The organism is Luteimonas sp. 100069 (assembly GCF_003813845.1).
Lineage (GTDB): Bacteria > Pseudomonadota > Gammaproteobacteria > Xanthomonadales > Xanthomonadaceae > Luteimonas > Luteimonas chenhongjianii.
Genome location: NZ_RPFN01000001.1, coordinates 345,382 through 362,873, shown reverse-complemented (window position 1 = coordinate 362,873; position 17,492 = coordinate 345,382). Strand labels below are relative to the sequence as shown.

The window sequence follows — 17,492 nt, the reverse complement described above, 5'->3', positions numbered from 1 at the left end:
CTCAGGGCTCTCCATCAAGATCCGAAGGCAGGGGACGACAGGCCAGTGGAGTGAAGACCCAGGCGCCGTCATGCGAGCGGCCGGCGCGCGCCTTGAGCCAGAAACGCCAGCGCAACCCCAGCAGGCGGAAGATCATCTCGTCGCGGCGGGCCATCTGGCGCATGACCATGACCACGAATGGCAGCAGCGCCAGAAAGAACATGTCGATATAGAACGTCAGCAGCAGGCACGCGCCGGCACCGATGGCGAACGGCACATAAGGCACGCCCATGAACATCGGTGGGCGCGTGCAGCCGCGAAAGAGCACGTTCCTACGCATGGACGGGCAGAAGATCGAGCATGAGCATCGCAGCCGAAGTAACGTCCGACGGCAACAGCATCTTTGCGATCTGCGCCGCGGCGCCGATCAGGAAACCGCCGATCAGTACGGGTGCGACATCACCGATCCGCTTGTGATTGAACGCGATCTGATATCCGGCAAAGATGATCGCGATTGTCACTACCGCAATCGATGCAACGTTGAGCAGGGCGTTGATGTTGCCGAAGAACGTCTGCACGCGCGAGGTTGCCCCCGCGACATCCTGCGCCCACCCGAGCGACGGCAGGAACGCGACTGCGATTGCCGCGGCGAAGGCACGAACCCTACGGCGCTGCAGATCAGTGGATTGGATCGATTTGATGGATTGCATCGTGTATCCCCTCTGGTTGCGGAGCGAAGAGTGGCGATGCCCGGCCTGCGCTGGGCACCCGACTGGTCAGAACACGAACGCACCGTCCCGCGACGGCGTGGACACCGCGGTGCCGGCGGCCGCGGTGGGTGCCGACGTGGGGGCGCTGGCCTGGACGGTGACGGGACCATCGCCGGCGTCGCCGCGTTGGACAGCGGTTGCCTGCATGGGCGCGGAGGCCGCAGCGGGTTCGCCGACCGGCATCGCTTCCTGGGGCAAACGCATTTCCGGAGCACTCGGCTGACCCTTGGACTGCGCCTCCTGCACGCGGCGCGCCAGTCGCGAAGCCAGCGCCGGCGACTCTTTGGACGCGCTTCGAGTGACCGTTCCCGACACCACGGGAATCGCCGGCGATTGCGTGCCTGCCCGCCACGACGCCAGCACTTTCTGCACGTAGCCATGCTCGAAGCCGGTCACGAAATTCCCCGAGTAATAGCAACTCAGGGCCTTGCCCCAGTCGCCTCCGGCCCGTGCATGGCATTCAGCGAGGATCTTTGCGCCCGCGCGCAGATTCGGGCAGGTTTCGAATGCCTTCTCGTGGCTGTCGAGGCCATGGCGCGCGAGGTTGTGGCGATTGACCTGTGCCAGTCCCACCGAGAAGTTGTAGCCCTCGCGTTCGAGCATCCGGGTGGTGGACACAGCTTCGGCCAGCGTCCTCGGTTGACGTGCCAGGCGGCCACCGACGACACCGATCGCGAACGGGTTGTACGACGACTCCACCCCGACCACGTGGCGCATGACCTCTGCGGGCACCGCCAGGTCCGTGCACCCCATCAGCTCCATGCCAGGCAACATCAGCGCATTCCTCCTGCGCCGAGGGCGCAGCCACCCGCACTGTCGCCGAGCGCCTCGGCACGGAATTGGACAGACGTATGCGCAAGGTGGTTCATGCGGCGAGCGCCCGCTCCGGGTCGAAGTCGATCCCGGTGATGTAGCGACGACCGGCATGCGCCTTGATGTGCACCACGACCTCGATCGTCATCCGCAGCAGGCGCTTGATGACATCGAACTCCAGCCCCGCCCCCTCGGACGAGGCCTTGACCATCAGCGCGAGCTGGTCCCAGGTCTGCGCGGTGCTGCCCGCGTGGCAGCTGGTGATCGAACCCGGATGGCCTGACGCGCAGTTGCGGATGAAGTAGAAGGATTCGTCGCCGCGCAGCTCGGCGAGGATGATCCGGTCGGGCTTCATGCGTAGACAGGCCTCCATGCAGCTCTTGGCAGTGACGTTGCCGGTGCTTTGCCCGCCCTTGGAGTACAGCAGGTGCACCACATTGGGCTGGCGCAGGAACAACTCTCGTGCATCCTCGATGGTGACCAGCCGCTCCTGGTCGGAGATGTGGTCGACGAGGGATTTCATGAAGGTCGTCTTGCCGCTGCCCGTCGCGCCGGCCACGACGATGTTCTTGCGATAACGCACCGCCATACGGAAGAACTGGGCGTAATCGCGCGCGCGGCGCAGTTCGAGCAGCTCGAGATCCTGCTCGCCGATACCGCCGGCCTGTTCCGGAATCTGGGCGAAAAAGCCCTCACGCTCGTACTCGTCCAGACTCCTGCCCACCCGCGACGGCAGCCGGATGGTGATCGACACGCGTCCCGCGTCGCACGCGGGCGGAATCACGAACTGGGCACGTTGCCCTGTCGGGAAGGTCAGCGACACCATTGGATCGGCGTCCGTGATGCGCTGCCCCGTGTTGCTCTCATTGACGATCGAAGTGCAGAACTGGCGCGCGCGCTCGAACGTGAGCGAAGGCACCTCGTCGCGGCGCCAGCCTTCGCGGGTCTCCAGATAGAGTTCGCCAGGCCGGTTGATGCAGATTTCGGTGACATCCAGCGACTGGATGTGATCGCCGATGCCGAGCACCGCGTACTGGTATTCGAGGAACCGGTTGGACAAGGCGGTCGCGGTGGCTGCAGGAATGTCCATGCCAGGCCTCAACGCACGACCGCGGAGAAGTCGACGTCACGCGCGACGTACACGTTGACCACCGTCCCCTGGTTGATCGTCACCGTCGGCGGCCGGGCCATGTTGCGCTCGAGCGCCGTCTGGGCCAGGCGCTCCAGCGTGCGCGCCGTGTTGCTTTCGAACGGGCTCTGCACGACGAAGCCGTTGCCGAAGGTGGTCTGCTCGGGTCCGTACTCGGCCCCTGCGTACTTGAAGGCGTCGCTGAGCATGCTGATCAGCAGCGCCGAGGTGATCCGCTGCCCCCAGTGCGCGGTGTAATGACCGGGATTGCCAGCGGCGCCCAGGTTGTCGACGCCGGGGCTGCGCATGCTGACATCCAGCCCGGTGGGCGTGGTGATGCGGTCCCAGACGATTGCCGCGCGATCGCCGATCACGCTGTCGGAGTTGTAGAAGCCCATGACCCGCGAGCCACGCGGCAGCAACAGACGCCGTCCGTTCACCGAGTAGACCGGCTCCGTCACGACGCAGGAGGTGTAACCCGGGAAATCGCTGATGACACGAGACTGCAGCACGCAGCGGATATAGGTGCCCCGAAGCAGCAGCGTGTCGGGGCTGTAGAGCACACGCGCGCTGGTGGGTCCATCAGCGGGCGCCTGCATCACGGAGGACGAGGTTGCATCGCTCCCGTATCCGGCGCTGCCCATGGGGCCTGCCGCCGCCATGGCCGTCAAGCCGCCCGGGTCCCGACCGGTCGCCACGTCCTGCATGCGGCGCTCCAGCAGTGATGGGACCGGCGCGCTGGAATACGCGCCGATTCCGGACAGCGACTCCGACATGCGGCGATCCGAAGCAGGCGCGGTGTCCTCGATCACCGGTAGCGGAGGAAGCGCAGGCACTGGCATCTCCTCGCGCGCGACGGGAAGCTCCGGCAGGTCGCGGGGCGCTGCGGGGATGACCACCTGCTCGACCGGCCCGGCACCCGGACGATCGGCCTCCTCGCCCGCCCCACCACCCGAGAACGCCCAGAACGCCAGTGCGCCGAGCAGGACCACGATTCCGGCGAGGAACAGCAAGGCACGCCGATTGAGGCGCTGCACCTCGGCCGACTCCAGTACCGGAGCCCCAGCATCGAGATCCACGTCGCCGCGGCCGGCCCGTGCCTCATAGGGATTCGCGGCCCGGTTCGCAGGCTGCGACGGGTGGCCGCCGCCGGAAGCGTGGCCGCTCACGGCCCGGCGCTCCTGCGCAGGCCGACCACGTACGCGCCATGCCGGACGACCAGGTAGGGGTAGGTTCCATGAACCACGATCACGTCACCTTCGACAGTGGAGTTGACCACGAACTCCTCGCCGTCTTCGTTGTCCCTGGCGAACACTGCGGGAAAGTTTCCACTCGGAAAACGGGTGCGATCCCCCATCCGGATATAGGTGAAACGGCGGTCGTCATAGACCGTCGTGGGCACGAGCCAATGGGGTGTGCGCCGGTGCTGGGTGTAGTCGTAACCGAAGTGGTAATCGCGACTGGCGTGCACGCCGGTTTCGAGTTCACTCGACGCTTCGGGCGCGGCGCCACCCTCGGGCACGAACCGCGCGTCACTCGGATAACTGAATCGGATCTTGTACTGCACACCGGCGGCGCGGGCCTGATCCAGCGAGCGCCAGTCGGTGGCGACCACCTTCATTTCGAAGATGTAGGCGTGCGCTGCGGTTCGGACCAGCAGATTGGTATCGACGTCGATATTCCGCGGCTTGACGTAGAAGACGTTGTCGCGGCGGCTGATGTCCCAGCCCCCGCTGAAACCACTGCTGTAGTCGAGGATCTGCTCGTGTGCGCTCAGTTCGATCTGGGTGGTGATGCCCAGACCGGTACGCACCTGATAGACCGCGTCGGGCTGATATCGGTACTCCTCCACCACCTGTGCCGTGGCGGACGAGGCCGCCAGCAGGCTCGATGCGACGAAGCACCAGGCGGGTGAGGATATCGGCAGCCTCATGGAACGTTTTCCATGACGGGTGCGGAAGCCCCGAGCCCGGCGGCAGATTCTCCGGCAGGCCATTCCGGCGTCTCGTCGAGCGGCTGCGATGCGGTCGCGCGGGGGAGCGGGAACTCGCGCTCGGGCAGCGGCGATGCGGCGAAATCGTTGTCGACCCGGTAATTGGTGACCCGGAACCCCAGTGGATTGAGCAGCCGGTCCTCATCGCTGAGACGCAGATCGGCGTTGTAGGTGAACTCCAGCGTGGCGATCCTCGCGTCGAGAGGCTCGACGCGGCCGTTGGATTTGTCGAAGAGACTGCGCTGGAAGCGGACCGTCGCCCCCGAGGGTCGCTGCCCTTCGCCGCTGCCGATCAGCACGATGCTCAGCACGCGGGCACGGAGCGAACGGCCACTGCCGTAAAGGCGGAACGGGCGTTCGGGATTGTGTTCGGCATGCAGCGCGATATATGCCGGCGCGACTGCGGGCCCCGCCATCGACAGGGTGGTGCGCCAGTTGCGCTGGCCGATGAGCCCGGAATCGTAGGATTCGCGCGCAAGCACGAACTGGGCGACGTTGCTCTTGTTGATCGCCTCTTCCATGGTCACGTCCCGATCGTTGAAGTTCCCGGCCAGCCGGGCCACGCTCGCCGTCCCGGTATAGGGATCAGCCATCACCAGGTAAGGAACGCGTTCCTTGAGCGGCAGGAACAACAGATAACCGCATGCCAACAGCACGGACATCGCCACTGCGCTCCACGCCACGCGCCACGCCCGGCGCTCGCTCCTGCGCAACTGCTCGCTCAGCGTCAGCTCGAAGCTGACGCCCTGTGCGACGGCGCGCTCGACTGCAGGCGATGCGGTTTGCTTGCCGGACATGGCGCCCTCTCAGTCCTGCCCACCGGACAACGCCTGCGGGCCAGCGACCTGGCTGACCACGAGCAACCCGCGCTCCGCTGCGATCTGGACGCCCTGCCCTGCATAGGCCTCCGACAGCGCCGCCGCGGCCTGCTCGACACTTGTGGTCCGAAGCCGTGCGACCGGCGCGTGCAGGGTGTAGTCGTTGGGATGCAGATAGGACAGACCGATGCCGGCGTCGGCGGACCAGCGCGTGAGCAGGGTCTTGAGGGTCTGGTCGGACGGAAACGCCTGGAAGACATAGGCGCGCTGCAACGGTATGGCCTCGGGCGCTTCCGCGAACTGATGCACCGGACGCCACTTGCCGCGCAGGTCCGCGGCCTCGGGCGTGGCGCACCCACCCAGGCCGATCGAGCTGGCGCAGGCCATGGCCAGCAGAATCGTCCGTGCGTGTGTCGCACTCCCGTCCATGACGTCCGTCCCCAGGTGTCCATTCCATCGGACCGCGCGTTTCCGCGGGTATATGCGTCGCGACCTGCCCCGCCCCTGCCATGGTCCATACGGGCCGTGGCACTTCGACGGGAGCGACGCTATCGACGCGAAAATTCCGCGTCAACGCGCTGCCATTGAACGCATGCCGTGGGTTCCAGGGGGACCGCAAGGGGCACAGAACCTCGGCAGACACAGGGAATCATGCGTATTTCCGTGCGTTTGACGTCCGGCACATGAGCAATCGCGAGGTGTCTACGCGCCTTCCACCGACCCGCGATGACGCGTACTCCACATGTCGCTTGGTGGTTCCCTGACCCCTTGATCCGGCAAATCCACGCCGGATTCTGCTCGCGCTGCACGCATCCTCATGTCCGGGGAACATCGATGGACGGGACGATGGATCGCTCGCAGATGGAAGACTTCATCGCGAATGCCGCGCTGCTGGCAGCGCATCTGACCCAGCAGTGCGAACGCGCCGCAGCAGAGCAGCGCGACGCTGCGGGCGCGCTGCATGGCGCCGCGATGGACATCGAGCAGCGTCTGGCAGCCGGTCGCGAGGCAATGCTGCACGCGACCGGCGCCGCGGTCCGCGACGCGCTGACACGTCAGCTCGACGCGACCACCACGCGCACGGATGCGGCCGCCACGCGCCTCGAGCGCGCGACCGAGAGTCTCGGCCACCTCCACGCAGGGCTCCATGCGCGTACACGGCTGCTGGGCGGCGGCGCCCTGCTGGCGTTGGCGCTCGCTGCAGTGGGCATCATCGGTGCAACCGCCCATCTGGCGGAACTGAATCTCGAACGTGCGGAGCGCGCCTCGGTCCGCGCAGACGTGCTCGAGGCGCTGCAACGCGTGGCCATCGCCTCATGCGACAGCCGGCCCTGCATCAAGCTCGAGGCCGGGCTTGAGCGCTGGCCATCGAACGAAGACTACGTGTACGTCGATACCCGGGGCAGCGCGCAATGAGCGACCTGCAGGCAGGGCGCCGCCGGGTCGCCAGGGGAGCTGGCGCATGAGCCGTGGGCGCTTGATCGCCGCAGCGCTCGCCACCGCAGCGGCGACGATGGCGGGTCTGTACCTGGCCGGCTACTTCGTCCTGCGGTTGCTCGGGCTCGACACCGCATCCGCCAGCGCGGGGACCTGGCTTGCCTATGCCCGCGTCGCGGAGCATCCCGAGGTGGCGCGGTATGCGTGGCGGATCTGGACGGCCGGCGCGATCGCGTTCGGACTGGTGGGCCTTGCGTGGCTCGCGGTGATGGTCATGCTGTTCAAGCTGCGCAGCCACCGCAATCTCCACGGCCGGGCGCGCTTTGCCGGCCTGCTCGATCTGGTGCGCGCGGGCTTCCTGGGCCGCAGCGACGACGGCATCGTCATCGGACGCCGCCACGGTCGCCTCTTGCGGCTCGCCGGTCAGCAGTTCGTCGTCCTGGCGGCGCCGACGCGATCGGGCAAAGGTGTGGGCGTCGTCATTCCCAACCTGCTCGACTACCGCGAGTCGGCGGTGGTGCTCGACATCAAGCAGGAGAATTTCGACCTGACTTCCGGCTGGCGGGCCTCGATCGGCCACGAGATCCATCTGTTCAACCCCTTCGCCGAGGACCGCCGCACGCATCGCTGGAATCCGCTGACCTACGTCTCCGACGACCCGGCGTTCCGCGTCTCCGATCTCCAGGCGATCGCCGCCATGCTGTACCCGGACGGCGACGAGAAGGATCGCTTCTGGGTCGGCCAGGCGCGCAATGCCTTCCTGGCCTTCACGCTGTACCTGTTCGAGCGTGCCGATGCCGAGGCGAGCGGTGCACGACCTACGCTTGGCGCCGTACTGCGCCTGGTGTCGGGCAACGGCGGCGAGCTCAAGCCCTATCTGCAGGGACTGGCCGCTGCTCCGTTTCTCGGCGCCCAGGCCAGGACCGCCTTCTCCGGCCTGCTCTCCCAGGCCGACGTGACCTTCGCCTCGATCATCGGCGCGTTCCGCGAGCCCCTGAATCCCTGGCTCAACCCGGTACTCGACGCGGCCACCAGCGCCGACGATTTCGATCTGCGCAACGTGCGGCGCAAGCGGATGACCATCTATGTCGGCATCCAGCCGGCCAAGCTCGCCGAAAGCCGGCTGATCGTGAACCTGTTCTTCAGCCAGTTGATCAACGTCAACACCAAGGTGCTGCCGCAGAACGATCCGACGCTCAAGCACCAGTGCCTGCTGCTGATGGACGAGTTCACTTCGATCGGTCGCGTCGACATCATTGCGCGTTCGGTCGCCTACATGGCCGGCTACAACCTGCGCCTGCTGCCGATCGTGCAATCGATGGCGCAACTCGACGCGGTCTACGGCAAGGAGCTCTCGCGCACCATCCTCACCAACCATGCCCTGCAGATCGTCTATGCGCCGCGCGAACAGCAGGACGCCAACGACTATTCCGAGATGCTCGGCTTCACCACCGTGCGACGCCGTGCGCGTACCCGTTCGCATGGCCGCGGTCGCGGCGTATCGGACAACGAGGTGCTGGAGAAGCGCGCCCTCATGCTGCCGCAGGAACTCAAGGCAATGGGTCCGCAGACCCAGATCGTGCTCTACGAGGGACTCGCCTGCCCGGTGCGTTGCCGCAAGATCCGTTACTACCGGGACCGTTACTTCACGCGGCGCCTGCTGCCGCGGGTTCCGATCGCGCACCTCGAGATCGCGGTCGCGCCGTCGCCGGCACCGTGCGGGCCGGAGGCACAGAAGCCGCATGCACACCCGAGCCATCCTGCGCCCGCGCTGAACTGAGCAGGCTCGGCAATGTGGGAACGGGCCGGGCAGGGTTCGTCGCGGGTTAAACTTACGTGATGATGCGTCCAATCCTTCTGTGCGGCGGCCTGCTGGCCGCCCTTGTCATGTCCGCTCCCGTCCACGCCTGGGGCCAGCTGGGCCACCGTGTGGTGGCACAGCTCGCCGAGCGCGATCTCACCCCCGCCGCGCGCGACGAAGTGGCCCGTCTGCTGGCCGAGGAGCCCGATCCGACCCTGGCTGGCGTCGCCACCTGGGCCGATGAGCTGCGCGGGCAGGATCCGGACCTGGGCCGGCGCTCGGCGTCCTGGCATTACGTCAATATCGCCGAGTCCAACTGCCGTTATTCGGCGCCGCGCGACTGTCCCGGCGGGAACTGCGTGGTCGAAGCCATCCGAACGCAAACCGCGATCCTGGCCGATCCGCGCCGGTCGCAGGCCGAACGCGCGCAGGCACTGAAGTTCGTCGTGCATTTCGTCGGCGATGCGCACCAACCGATGCATGCCGGCTATGCCCACGACCGGGGCGGCAACGACAAGCAGCTCAATTTCCGCGGGCGCGGCACCAACCTGCACGCGTTCTGGGACAGCGGCATGTTCAACAGCCAGCAGCTGTCGGGTGATGCGTGGCTGACGCGGATCGCCGCGCGCGCGCCGTCGGCCGACGCGCGGAAGCCGGCGTCGGCGCAACCGGCTGCAGCGCAATGGGTCGAGGCGGCCTGCCGCATCGCCGTGGCGCCGGGCGTGTATCCGACCCGTGCGCGGATCGCACAGAGCTACGTGGACACGCAGCTGCCGCTGATCGAGCAGCAGGTCCGCGACGCCGGCGCGCGCCTGGCCACGGTCCTCAACGCCGCGCTGGCGGCGCCCTGAGCGGACCGGATCCCCACCGCCTGCGCAGCCGCGTGGACTAGCATCAGGCCTCCGCCAAACGGCAGGCGCGATGTCGAATGCGTACCTCATACCGATGGAGCACCTGCGACGGCATCGGGCCGGTGATCACGATGCCGACTCGCGCGCACCGTCGCGCGTCACCAGCGTGGTCGGCAGTCGACCAGGTGCCGCCGGTGATGCCGACGCATCGGCCGCTGCACCGCGCCCGTCCCAGCGCAGGCCCCTGGCCGCAGAACCGCGAGGACCACGCACGCTGCCTGCAACCGCGGGGCGACACGCCTTGAGCGGACGCCGCGCGCATCACGGGGATCCGATCGCGGGACGCCTCGGGCGTTGCGGACGCGGGGCGCTCGGTCACCTGCTGATCGCGCTGTGCCTGCAAGCTATGGCCAGCGCCCACGCCCAGCCTCCGGACCCGGTCACCGCGCACCAGCACGCGAGCGGTCCGGTGTCACCGTCGCCGATCGTTGTCCCGCTGGACGCCGCAGCGCGCGCGTCACTGACCCGCCACCGCGTGGAAGCCTTCGCGGGCGACGCCCATCAGCACTGCGAGGGCGTCTCGCTGACGGCGCTGCTGCGGGCGCATGGCGCCATGTCCGAGGCTGCCCTGCAGGACGACGAGCTCGATCGCTACGTGCGCATCGACAGTCGCGATGGCACGCGCGTGCTGTTCTCGCTGGCCGAACTCGACCCGACGCTCGGCGGCCGCGCGGTCTATCTGGTGGACCGCTGCGATGGCGCGCCGCTCGATTCGGCCGTCGGTCCACTGCGCCTGCTGGTGCCGGCCGATGCGCGGCCGACACGCAGCCTGCGCCAGGTGGACCGCATCATTGTCGTCGCCGCGCCCTGAGCGGCCCACCTTCGAACCGGTTCCACCATGACCTCCAACCCCTTCCGATTCCGCGTCCTGCGCCATGCCGCCGCCCTGCTGCTGGGCGCGCTCGGCCTGCCGGCGGCGGTGGCGGCACAGGAGCGCGCGCCGGTCACCGTGTTCGCCGCAGCCAGCCTCAAGGAATCGATGGACGCCGCGGCGGCGCGTTACCAGCGCGAAACCGGCACTCCGGTGCGCGTCTCGTACGCGGCAAGCTCAGCACTGGCCCGGCAGATCGAACAGCGCGCGCCCGCGGATGTCTTCATCTCCGCCGATCTGGAATGGATGGACTGGCTGCAGCAGCGGCGCCTGGTCGATGCGGCGACGCGCCGCGAAGTGCTCGGCAATTCGCTGGTCCTCATTGCCCCGGCCGGCAGCGCGGCGCAGCCGATGGCCCTGGACGCGGATGCCGAGCTGCTGCCGCTGCTGGGCCCGCGCGGGCGCCTGTCACTGGCGCTCACCACGAGCGTGCCGGCGGGCCGGTATGCCCGCGCCGCGCTGGAATCCATGGGCCAGTGGCAGTCGCTGAAGTCGCGCACGGCCGAGTCCGACAGCGTGCGCGGCGCGCTGACCCTCGTCGCACGCGGTGAAGCGCCGCTGGGCGTGGTCTATGCCAGCGACGCAATGGCCGAACCGCGGGTCCGGGTGCTGGCGACGTTCCCGGCCGGCAGCCATCCCGACATCGTCTATGCCGCAGCGCGCGTGAGCGCGAGCCGCAATCCGCAGGCGGCGGCCTTCGTGCGCTGGCTCGATGGCGAGGCCGCGTCGGCGATCTTCCGCGCGCACGGTTTCGTGGTGCGCTGAGCGATGGACCTGCCGGCGGCGCTCCACTTCGCGCCCGAGGAACTGGAAGCGATCCGCCTGAGCCTCAAGGTGGCCACGGCCGCCGCGCTGTGCAGCCTGCCCTTCGGCATCGCCACGGCATGGCTGCTCGCGCGTCGCCGCTTCTTCGGCAGTTCGCTGCTCGATGCACTGGTGCATCTGCCGCTGGTCCTGCCCCCGGTGGTCGTGGGGTATGCGCTGCTGGTGATGCTTGGCGGAAACGGGGTCATCGGCCGTTGGCTGGAGGACACCCTGGGCATCAGTGTCGCGTTCCGCTGGACCGGCGCCGCGCTGGCCAGCGCGATCATGGGGTTCCCGCTGATGGTGCGTGCGATCCGCCTCTCGATCGAGAACGTCGACCGTCGCCTGGAGCAGGCCGCGGCCACGCTGGGTGCGAGCCCGTGGCGGGTGTTCCGCACCATCACCCTGCCGCTGGCCTGGCCGGGCGTGGTTGCAGGGGCGGTGCTGGCCTTCGCCAAGGCACTGGGCGAGTTCGGCGCGACGATCACCTTCGTGTCCAATATTCCCGGCGAAACCCAGACCATCTCCTCGGCGATCTACAGCCTGATGCAGGTGCCCGGCGGCGAGGCCGGCATCTGGCGCCTGGCGGCGGTGTCGGTGGCGATCTCGCTGGCCGCGTTGCTCGCATCGGAGTGGCTGGTGCGCCGCCAGCGCGGCGAGGCGCACGACTGATGCTGCATCTCGACATCGATCTGCGCCGCGGCAGTTTTGCCCGCCATGTGCGCATCGACGCCACGCAGCGCGTCGTCGCGTTGACCGGTCCGTCCGGCGCCGGCAAGACCAGCGTGCTCAATGCCATCGCCGGCCTCGTGCGTCCGCGCGCCGGACGCATCGAGATCGACGGCCGCGTGCTGTTCGACAGCGCGGTGCGCATCGACGTGCCGGCGCACCGGCGCCGCGTGGGCTATGTATTCCAGGACGCGCGGCTGTTTCCGCACCTCGATGTCGCACGCAACCTCGTCTACGGCGGTCACCACAATGGCGCCCGGACCTTCGCGCTGGACCATGTGGTCGAGCTGCTGGGCATCGCGCCGCTGCTGCAGCGACGGCCGGCGAATCTCTCCGGCGGCGAGGCGCAGCGCGTGGCGATCGGGCGCGCGTTGCTTTCGCAGCCGGCGGTGCTGCTGTTCGACGAGCCTCTTTCGGCACTGGACGAGGCGCGCCGCGAGGAACTGATCCCGTGGCTGCAGCGGGTCCGCGACGAGGTGCGCCTGCCGATGCTCTACGTCAGCCACACCAGCGACGACGTGCGCCGCCTGGCCGACGCGGTGCACACCCTGGACTGAGCGAACGTAGCGTTCACGCCGGCAATGACGCAATGCACGCACCCCCGCTGGGACCGCGCCATGCCTCGCACACATCCGGTTTCCGTCGAAGACACCCGCCGCTACCTGGAGCCAGGCCCGGTCGTGCTGCTGTCGAGCGCGCACAAGGGCGAGCGCGGCATCATGACCCTGGGCTGGCACATGATGCTCGGCTACGACCTGGTCGGCACCTACATCTGGTCGGCCAATCGCAGCCACGCACTGGCGCTGGGCAGCCGCCAATGCGTGATCAATCTGCCCGCCGCCGACATGCTCGACACCGTGGCGCGCATCGGCAACTGCAGCAGCGCGGATGGAGACAAGTTCGAGCGTTTCGGCCTGACCGCCGTCGACGGCAGCGAGGTCGATGCCCCCGGCATCGGCGAATGCCATGCCCGTTTCGAATGCCGCCTGCACGAGACCAGATTGACCGCGGACTATCCGCTGTTCGTCTGGCGCGTGGTTGCGGCGCATGCCGCCAAGCGCCCGCGCTGGCCGGTGACCGTGCACTACCGCGGCGGCGGGGCGTTCATGGTGGCGGGCCGGACCGTATCGCGCCGGCGCCTGTTCCGCCCGGACATGCTCGAGTCGTGAATCGCCGTGCATTGCCTCGCCCACCGTACGCGCGGTCTTCATTGCGGATCCCCGACAAGGCCCTGATGTCGCGCCTTCCCCTCCTGCTGCTGTATCTCTGCCTGGCCGCATGTGCCCCGTATCCGCGGGATGCGCACGACAGCAGCGAGCGCGCGCGCGAGGCGTTCCGGGTCGGGCTGAGCCACGACCCGCCGCATGTCATCGCCTCGGACGCGCGCCCGCGCGGCAACGAGGTCGAACTGATCGAAGCGCTGGCCGCCGATCGGGAGCTGCGCGTGGAATGGGTCGTGGGCAACCACGACGCCCTGATGCAGGCCCTGCTCGACCATCGCCTGCACCTGGTCGCGGGCGGTCACACGGACGCGTCGCCATGGCGCGATGTCAGCTGGTCGCGCACCTATCGGCTGCCCGATGCGCGTGGCCGGCCCGCGAACCGGCGCCTCGCCCTGCCGCCGGGCGAGAACGCCTGGCAGCTCAGCGTCGACCGCTTCCTGCACGAACGGACTGCGCCGCAATGACGCCGCCCGTCGATCTGCAGAGGCGCCGCGTGCCGCGGCCGATCGGCCCGGCGCAGCAGCGCGACCTGCAGCGCGCCGCTCGCCTGTGCTGGTGGTCGATCGGCCTGCTCGGCGCGGTCACGGTGTTGATGTATGCCTCGATGGGCGGCTCGCAGGCCATGCTGACCGCGCTGGTCGAGGACGTGCTGAGCCTGCTGCCGCCGATCGCGTTCCTGATCGCGCTGCGGTTCCGCGCCCGCGGCGTGGACGCCACCTACATCGACGGACGCGAGCGTGCATTCGACATCACCTTCCTCGCTTCGGCGGTCGCGCTGACGGCGGTCGGCGCGCTGCTGGTGTTCGATGGCCTGCACGTGCTGGTCACGCGCACACATCCGGTCGTGGGGTCGGTGGTCATTGGCGACAGGGTGATCTGGCAGGGCTGGGTGATGATCGCGGCGCTGGCGGTATCGTGCGTGCCGCCGGTGATCCTCGGCCGACTGAAACTCAAACTGGCGCGCGCGCTCGATTCCAAGCCGCTGCATGCCGACGCCGACATGAACAAGGCCGACTGGATGACCGCGGTCGCCGGCATCGTCGGCATCGCCGGGATCGGCTACGGCCTGTGGTGGGCGGACGCCGCCTCGGCCGTCGTCATCGCGGGCGCGGTGCTTCACGATGGCGTGCGCAACCTGCGCAATGCGGTGCGCGACATGCACGATGCACGCCCCCAGCGTGTCGACCGCAGTGATCACGACCCGTTGCCCGATGCGGTGGCGGCCGCGGTGGCCGCGCACCCGGATGTCATCGCATGCCGGGTGCGCTTCCATGAAGAAGGCATGCGCCTGTCGGGCGTGGTTTTCGTTACCACCCGCGATGGCATGCTCGACAGTGCGATGACGGATGCGATCCGCGACGCTGCGCGGGCCGTGCACTGGCGCATCGACGAAGTCCTGGTGATGGTCGACGCGGCGCCCGGCGCGCAGCGCGTCACCGGCGGGGACACGCCTGCGCAGCGCGGTTAGGCTGTCGGGATGACTCTGTATCTCGACAATCTCGATGCGGCGGCGGCGCATGTGCGCGAGCACGTCAGCGGCGCACTGCGTGTCTGCGCGCCTCTCGGCATCGGCAAGCCGCACCGCCTGCTCAATGCGCTCTACGACGCCGCGCTCACCGACCCCGCGCGCCCGTTCTCGCTCTATACCGCCCTGTCGCTGGACCCGCCACGCGGCGGAGACGACCTGCAAGGCCGCTTCATCGGCCCGTTCGCCAAGCGGCATTTCGGCGAGGACTTCGTCCGCCTGAAGTATGTCGATGCGCTGCGCCGCAATGCGCTGCCGCCGCACATGGAGATCGAGGAGTTCTACATGCAGTCCGGCGCGATGCTGGGCTCGGTGCAGGCCCAGCGCCGATACGCCAGCCTCAACTACACGCATGTCGCCCGCACCCTCGTTGGGCGCGGTGTCAACGTCGTGGTGCAGAAGGTCGCCGCCAACGACGACGGCTCGCGTTTCTCGCTGTCCTCGAACACCGATCTGACCTTCGACGTGCTCGATGCCTTGCAGGCGGCAGGCCAGGCCAGGCCGCTCGTCGTCGGAGAGATCGATCCCGCGCTGCCGTGGCTTGGTGGCGCCGCTTCCGTGGACGCCGCATTCTTCGATGTCGTCGTCGCCCCGCCGCCGCCGTCGCCGCGGCTGTTCGGCCTGCCGCGCGAGGCGGTGTCCGATGCCGACTATGCGATCGGCTTCTACGCCAGTGCGCTGGTGCGCGATGGCGGCACGCTGCAGATCGGTATCGGCGCGCTGGCCGATGCACTGTGCCACGCGCTGGCACTGCGCCACACCGACAACGCCGCCTACAGGCGCGTACTTCATGCGCTCGACCCGGATCTCGCCACGCATCCTGCGGTGCTTGCGCATGGTGGACTCGAGCCTTTCGCCACCGGCCTCTACGGCTGCAGCGAGATGATCAACGAAGGGTTCAAACGCCTGGTCGAGGCCGGCGTCATCAAGCGCCGCGTGGTCGACAAGGCCGCGCTGATGCGACGTGCGAACGCCGGCACCACCAGCGCGCTGGACGACGAACTCATCGAGCGCAACGGCGAGTTCCTGCATGGCGCCTTCTACCTGGGTTCGCCGGACTTCTACGCCTGGCTGCGCGGCCTCGACGAGGAGACGCGACGCGGCATCGGCATGAAGCGGGTCGGCGAGGTCAACGAGCTCTACGGCCTCGATGAAGGCCTGGAGCGCCTGCAGCGCCGCGACGCGCGCTTCTTCAACAGCTGCATGATGGCCACCGCGCTGGGCGCGGCGGTCTCCGATGCCCTGGACGACGGGCGCGTGGTGTCGGGCGTCGGTGGACAGTACAACTTCGTGGCGATGGGCCACGCCCTGCCCGACGCACGCTCGGTGCTGTTGCTGCGCGCCGCCCGTGACGCCGACGGCGGACGCGTGAGCAACATCCGCTGGAACTACGGGCATACGACGATTCCACGGCACCTGCGCGACATCTACATCACCGAGTACGGAATTGCCGACCTGCGTGGCGCGACCGACGAGGACTGCGTACGTGCGATGGCGCGGATCGCCGAGGCGCCGTGCCAGGACGTCCTCATTGCGCGCGCGCAGGCGGTCGGCAAGCTCGATGCGCGCTTCACGGTGCCGCCGTCGTGGCGGCGCAACACACCGGCCGCCCTGCAGGCCGCACTGGCGCCGCTGCGCGAGGACGGCAGCCTGCCGGACTATCCGCTGGGCAGCGATTTCGACATCGTCGAGCAGCGGCTGGTGCGGGCGCTTGGCTGGCTTCGCGCACGTACCGCAAGCCGACGCGACAAGTTCGCGACACTGCTTGCCGCGCTGCGGGACGGGGTGGGAACGGACGCCGAAGCCCTGGCGCGCATGCGGCTTGATCGGCCCGGCAGCTTGAACGAACACCTGATGGCGCGACTGGTGTCGCTGGGATTGCGCCGCACCGCGCGCGCCGGTGCGCGCGAGGAACCGGCCGCACCGACGGCCGGCGCATAAGACGCGCAGGCGTGGCCGCTTGCGATCGCGCAGTGCGCCTCCATCTCGTTCGACGACCGCCGTGCAGGATCCGACCATGACCACCCGAGCCGACCAGCTCCGCGATGCGCTCACCGCGCTGCAACCCACGTACCTCGATGTCGAGGACGAGAGCCATATGCACAGCCGGGGGCTGGAAACGCATTACAAGGCGGTGGTGGTCAGCGCTGCGTTCGAGGGCAAGCGGGCGTTGCAGCGTCACCAGATGGTGTATCGCGCGCTCGGTCCGCAGATGCAGCAGATCCATGCGCTGGCACTGCACACCTTCACGCCCCAGGAGTGGGCCGCAGAAGTGCAGGTACCCGATTCCCCGCACTGCCGCAGCGGCAGCAGACACGACAAGCCCGCGGGGTAGCTCGCGGGGCAGGTCAACCCGTTGCGGGCGTGCGGATTCGCCGTGGCGGGATCTGGCAGGCGTTAGCCCTTGCTCCATCTCCGCCGGAGAGGGGACCGACGCAGCGGCCATGGGATCGGGGCGTGAGTCTGATCGGTCGCCGAGATGACGCCGCTTCTCCTTCGGGCGGATTCGCGACAGGCCGCCCTCACCCCAACCCCTCTCCCGGGGGGAGAGGGGCCGAAAGATAACGGAACGCGCGCGCGCCATATCGACGAGCGGGACGCTGCCGACCTCGGGCATCCGCACAGGAGCGGGCCGGCCGTACCCCGGCAGGAAAAAGCCCGCTTTCGCGGGCTTCTCCAATCTACGTCG

General features: G+C 68.5%; 19 protein-coding genes and 1 pseudogene. 12 read left to right on the top strand and 8 right to left on the bottom strand.

Annotated elements, in window-relative coordinates:
- Position 1: 1 nt before the first annotated feature.
- The 8 genes from EGK76_RS01590 to EGK76_RS01555 all read right to left on the bottom strand — a co-directional run bounded on the left by EGK76_RS01590 (position 2) and on the right by EGK76_RS01555 (position 5,889).
- Entirely contained in the window at positions 2 to 319 is a 318-nt protein-coding gene (locus EGK76_RS01590) for a VirB3 family type IV secretion system protein (RefSeq protein ID WP_096299726.1), read from the bottom strand.
- Positions 312 to 689, bottom strand: a complete 378-nt coding sequence (locus EGK76_RS01585) for a TrbC/VirB2 family protein (RefSeq protein ID WP_096299728.1) — start codon at positions 687 to 689, stop codon at positions 312 to 314. The genes EGK76_RS01590 and EGK76_RS01585 overlap by 8 nt, the downstream gene beginning before the upstream one ends.
- 66 nt (positions 690 to 755) lie before the next feature.
- Complete coding sequence (locus EGK76_RS15770) at positions 756 to 1,511, bottom strand: lytic transglycosylase domain-containing protein (RefSeq protein WP_199730863.1); 756 nt, start codon at positions 1,509 to 1,511, stop codon at positions 756 to 758.
- 103 nt (positions 1,512 to 1,614) lie between these two features.
- The gene (virB11, locus tag EGK76_RS01575; protein ID WP_096299731.1) at positions 1,615 to 2,652 is read right to left on the bottom strand and encodes a P-type DNA transfer ATPase VirB11; all 1,038 of its coding nucleotides are present in this window, start codon (positions 2,650 to 2,652) and stop codon (positions 1,615 to 1,617) included.
- 8 nt (positions 2,653 to 2,660) lie between these two features.
- On the bottom strand, positions 2,661 to 3,860 hold the full coding sequence (locus tag EGK76_RS01570; protein WP_123831382.1) for a TrbI/VirB10 family protein: 1,200 nt from the start codon (positions 3,858 to 3,860) through the stop codon (positions 2,661 to 2,663).
- Positions 3,857 to 4,624, bottom strand: coding sequence for a TrbG/VirB9 family P-type conjugative transfer protein (locus tag EGK76_RS01565; RefSeq protein ID WP_123831380.1), 768 nt, complete (start codon positions 4,622 to 4,624; stop codon positions 3,857 to 3,859). Before EGK76_RS01565 ends, EGK76_RS01570 begins: the two co-directional genes overlap by 4 nt.
- Positions 4,621 to 5,481, bottom strand: coding sequence for a type IV secretion system protein (locus tag EGK76_RS01560; protein WP_096299737.1), 861 nt, complete (start codon positions 5,479 to 5,481; stop codon positions 4,621 to 4,623). The genes EGK76_RS01565 and EGK76_RS01560 overlap by 4 nt, the downstream gene beginning before the upstream one ends.
- 9 nt (positions 5,482 to 5,490) lie before the next feature.
- Positions 5,491 to 5,889, bottom strand: coding sequence for a hypothetical protein (locus EGK76_RS01555; protein WP_233580128.1), 399 nt, complete (start codon positions 5,887 to 5,889; stop codon positions 5,491 to 5,493).
- A 459-nt stretch (positions 5,890 to 6,348) separates the two neighbouring features.
- On the opposite strand from EGK76_RS01555, the gene EGK76_RS01550 reads away from it, so the two are divergent.
- The 12 genes and pseudogenes from EGK76_RS01550 to EGK76_RS01495 all read left to right on the top strand — a co-directional run bounded on the left by EGK76_RS01550 (position 6,349) and on the right by EGK76_RS01495 (position 17,138).
- Entirely contained in the window at positions 6,349 to 6,918 is a 570-nt protein-coding gene (locus tag EGK76_RS01550) for a hypothetical protein (protein ID WP_123831379.1), read from the top strand.
- 46 nt (positions 6,919 to 6,964) lie between these two features.
- A pseudogene (locus EGK76_RS01545) lies at positions 6,965 to 8,608 on the top strand (type IV secretory system conjugative DNA transfer family protein); the annotation flags it as partial.
- Positions 8,609 to 8,826: 218 nt separating this feature from the next.
- Complete coding sequence (locus tag EGK76_RS01540; protein ID WP_233580127.1) at positions 8,827 to 9,591, top strand: S1/P1 nuclease; 765 nt, start codon at positions 8,827 to 8,829, stop codon at positions 9,589 to 9,591.
- A 301-nt stretch (positions 9,592 to 9,892) separates the two neighbouring features.
- Positions 9,893 to 10,462: a hypothetical protein gene (locus tag EGK76_RS01535; RefSeq protein WP_123831374.1), complete on the top strand. Its 570-nt coding sequence runs from the start codon at positions 9,893 to 9,895 to the stop codon at positions 10,460 to 10,462.
- Positions 10,463 to 10,489: 27 nt separating this feature from the next.
- Positions 10,490 to 11,287 (top strand): molybdate ABC transporter substrate-binding protein, encoded by a 798-nt coding sequence (gene modA / locus EGK76_RS01530; protein WP_123831372.1) that lies wholly within the window; start codon positions 10,490 to 10,492, stop codon positions 11,285 to 11,287.
- A 3-nt stretch (positions 11,288 to 11,290) separates the two neighbouring features.
- The gene (modB, locus tag EGK76_RS01525; RefSeq protein ID WP_123831370.1) at positions 11,291 to 11,998 is read left to right on the top strand and encodes a molybdate ABC transporter permease subunit; all 708 of its coding nucleotides are present in this window, start codon (positions 11,291 to 11,293) and stop codon (positions 11,996 to 11,998) included.
- The gene (locus EGK76_RS01520) at positions 11,998 to 12,612 is read left to right on the top strand and encodes an ATP-binding cassette domain-containing protein (RefSeq protein WP_123831369.1); all 615 of its coding nucleotides are present in this window, start codon (positions 11,998 to 12,000) and stop codon (positions 12,610 to 12,612) included. Before modB ends, EGK76_RS01520 begins: the two co-directional genes overlap by 1 nt.
- Before the next feature lie 60 nt (positions 12,613 to 12,672).
- Positions 12,673 to 13,224, top strand: a complete 552-nt coding sequence (locus tag EGK76_RS01515) for a flavin reductase family protein (protein ID WP_123831367.1) — start codon at positions 12,673 to 12,675, stop codon at positions 13,222 to 13,224.
- 65 nt (positions 13,225 to 13,289) lie between these two features.
- Positions 13,290 to 13,742 carry an ABC transporter substrate-binding protein gene (locus EGK76_RS01510; protein ID WP_123831365.1) on the top strand — a complete coding sequence of 151 codons (453 nt, stop codon included), beginning with the start codon at positions 13,290 to 13,292 and terminating at the stop codon, positions 13,740 to 13,742.
- On the top strand, positions 13,739 to 14,746 hold the full coding sequence (locus EGK76_RS01505) for a cation transporter (protein ID WP_123831363.1): 1,008 nt from the start codon (positions 13,739 to 13,741) through the stop codon (positions 14,744 to 14,746). The genes EGK76_RS01510 and EGK76_RS01505 overlap by 4 nt, the downstream gene beginning before the upstream one ends.
- A 9-nt stretch (positions 14,747 to 14,755) precedes the next feature.
- Positions 14,756 to 16,744, top strand: coding sequence for an acetyl-CoA hydrolase/transferase C-terminal domain-containing protein (locus tag EGK76_RS01500; RefSeq protein ID WP_123831362.1), 1,989 nt, complete (start codon positions 14,756 to 14,758; stop codon positions 16,742 to 16,744).
- 76 nt (positions 16,745 to 16,820) lie between these two features.
- Positions 16,821 to 17,138 (top strand): BolA family protein, encoded by a 318-nt coding sequence (locus EGK76_RS01495; RefSeq protein WP_123831360.1) that lies wholly within the window; start codon positions 16,821 to 16,823, stop codon positions 17,136 to 17,138.
- The last annotated feature ends 354 nt before the right edge of the window (positions 17,139 to 17,492 follow it).

Excerpts from the sequence above, each read along its gene's own strand:
- EGK76_RS01590 (WP_096299726.1), bottom strand. The coding sequence starts at position 319 with ATGCGTAGGAACGTGCTCTTTCGCGGCTGCACGCGCCCACCGATGTTC.
- EGK76_RS01585 (WP_096299728.1), bottom strand. The coding sequence starts at position 689 with ATGCAATCCATCAAATCGATCCAATCCACTGATCTGCAGCGCCGTAGG.
- EGK76_RS15770 (WP_199730863.1), bottom strand. The coding sequence starts at position 1,511 with ATGGAGCTGATGGGGTGCACGGACCTGGCGGTGCCCGCAGAGGTCATG.
- virB11 (WP_096299731.1), bottom strand. The coding sequence starts at position 2,652 with ATGGACATTCCTGCAGCCACCGCGACCGCCTTGTCCAACCGGTTCCTC.
- EGK76_RS01565 (WP_123831380.1), bottom strand. The coding sequence starts at position 4,624 with ATGAGGCTGCCGATATCCTCACCCGCCTGGTGCTTCGTCGCATCGAGC.
- EGK76_RS01560 (WP_096299737.1), bottom strand. The coding sequence starts at position 5,481 with ATGTCCGGCAAGCAAACCGCATCGCCTGCAGTCGAGCGCGCCGTCGCA.
- EGK76_RS01555 (WP_233580128.1), bottom strand. The coding sequence starts at position 5,889 with ATGGCCTGCGCCAGCTCGATCGGCCTGGGTGGGTGCGCCACGCCCGAG.
- EGK76_RS01550 (WP_123831379.1), top strand. The coding sequence starts at position 6,349 with ATGGATCGCTCGCAGATGGAAGACTTCATCGCGAATGCCGCGCTGCTG.
- EGK76_RS01540 (WP_233580127.1), top strand. The coding sequence starts at position 8,827 with ATGTCCGCTCCCGTCCACGCCTGGGGCCAGCTGGGCCACCGTGTGGTG.
- modA (WP_123831372.1), top strand. The coding sequence starts at position 10,490 with ATGACCTCCAACCCCTTCCGATTCCGCGTCCTGCGCCATGCCGCCGCC.
- modB (WP_123831370.1), top strand. The coding sequence starts at position 11,291 with ATGGACCTGCCGGCGGCGCTCCACTTCGCGCCCGAGGAACTGGAAGCG.
- EGK76_RS01520 (WP_123831369.1), top strand. The coding sequence starts at position 11,998 with ATGCTGCATCTCGACATCGATCTGCGCCGCGGCAGTTTTGCCCGCCAT.
- EGK76_RS01515 (WP_123831367.1), top strand. The coding sequence starts at position 12,673 with ATGCCTCGCACACATCCGGTTTCCGTCGAAGACACCCGCCGCTACCTG.
- EGK76_RS01510 (WP_123831365.1), top strand. The coding sequence starts at position 13,290 with ATGTCGCGCCTTCCCCTCCTGCTGCTGTATCTCTGCCTGGCCGCATGT.
- EGK76_RS01505 (WP_123831363.1), top strand. The coding sequence starts at position 13,739 with ATGACGCCGCCCGTCGATCTGCAGAGGCGCCGCGTGCCGCGGCCGATC.
- EGK76_RS01500 (WP_123831362.1), top strand. The coding sequence starts at position 14,756 with ATGACTCTGTATCTCGACAATCTCGATGCGGCGGCGGCGCATGTGCGC.
- EGK76_RS01495 (WP_123831360.1), top strand. The coding sequence starts at position 16,821 with ATGACCACCCGAGCCGACCAGCTCCGCGATGCGCTCACCGCGCTGCAA.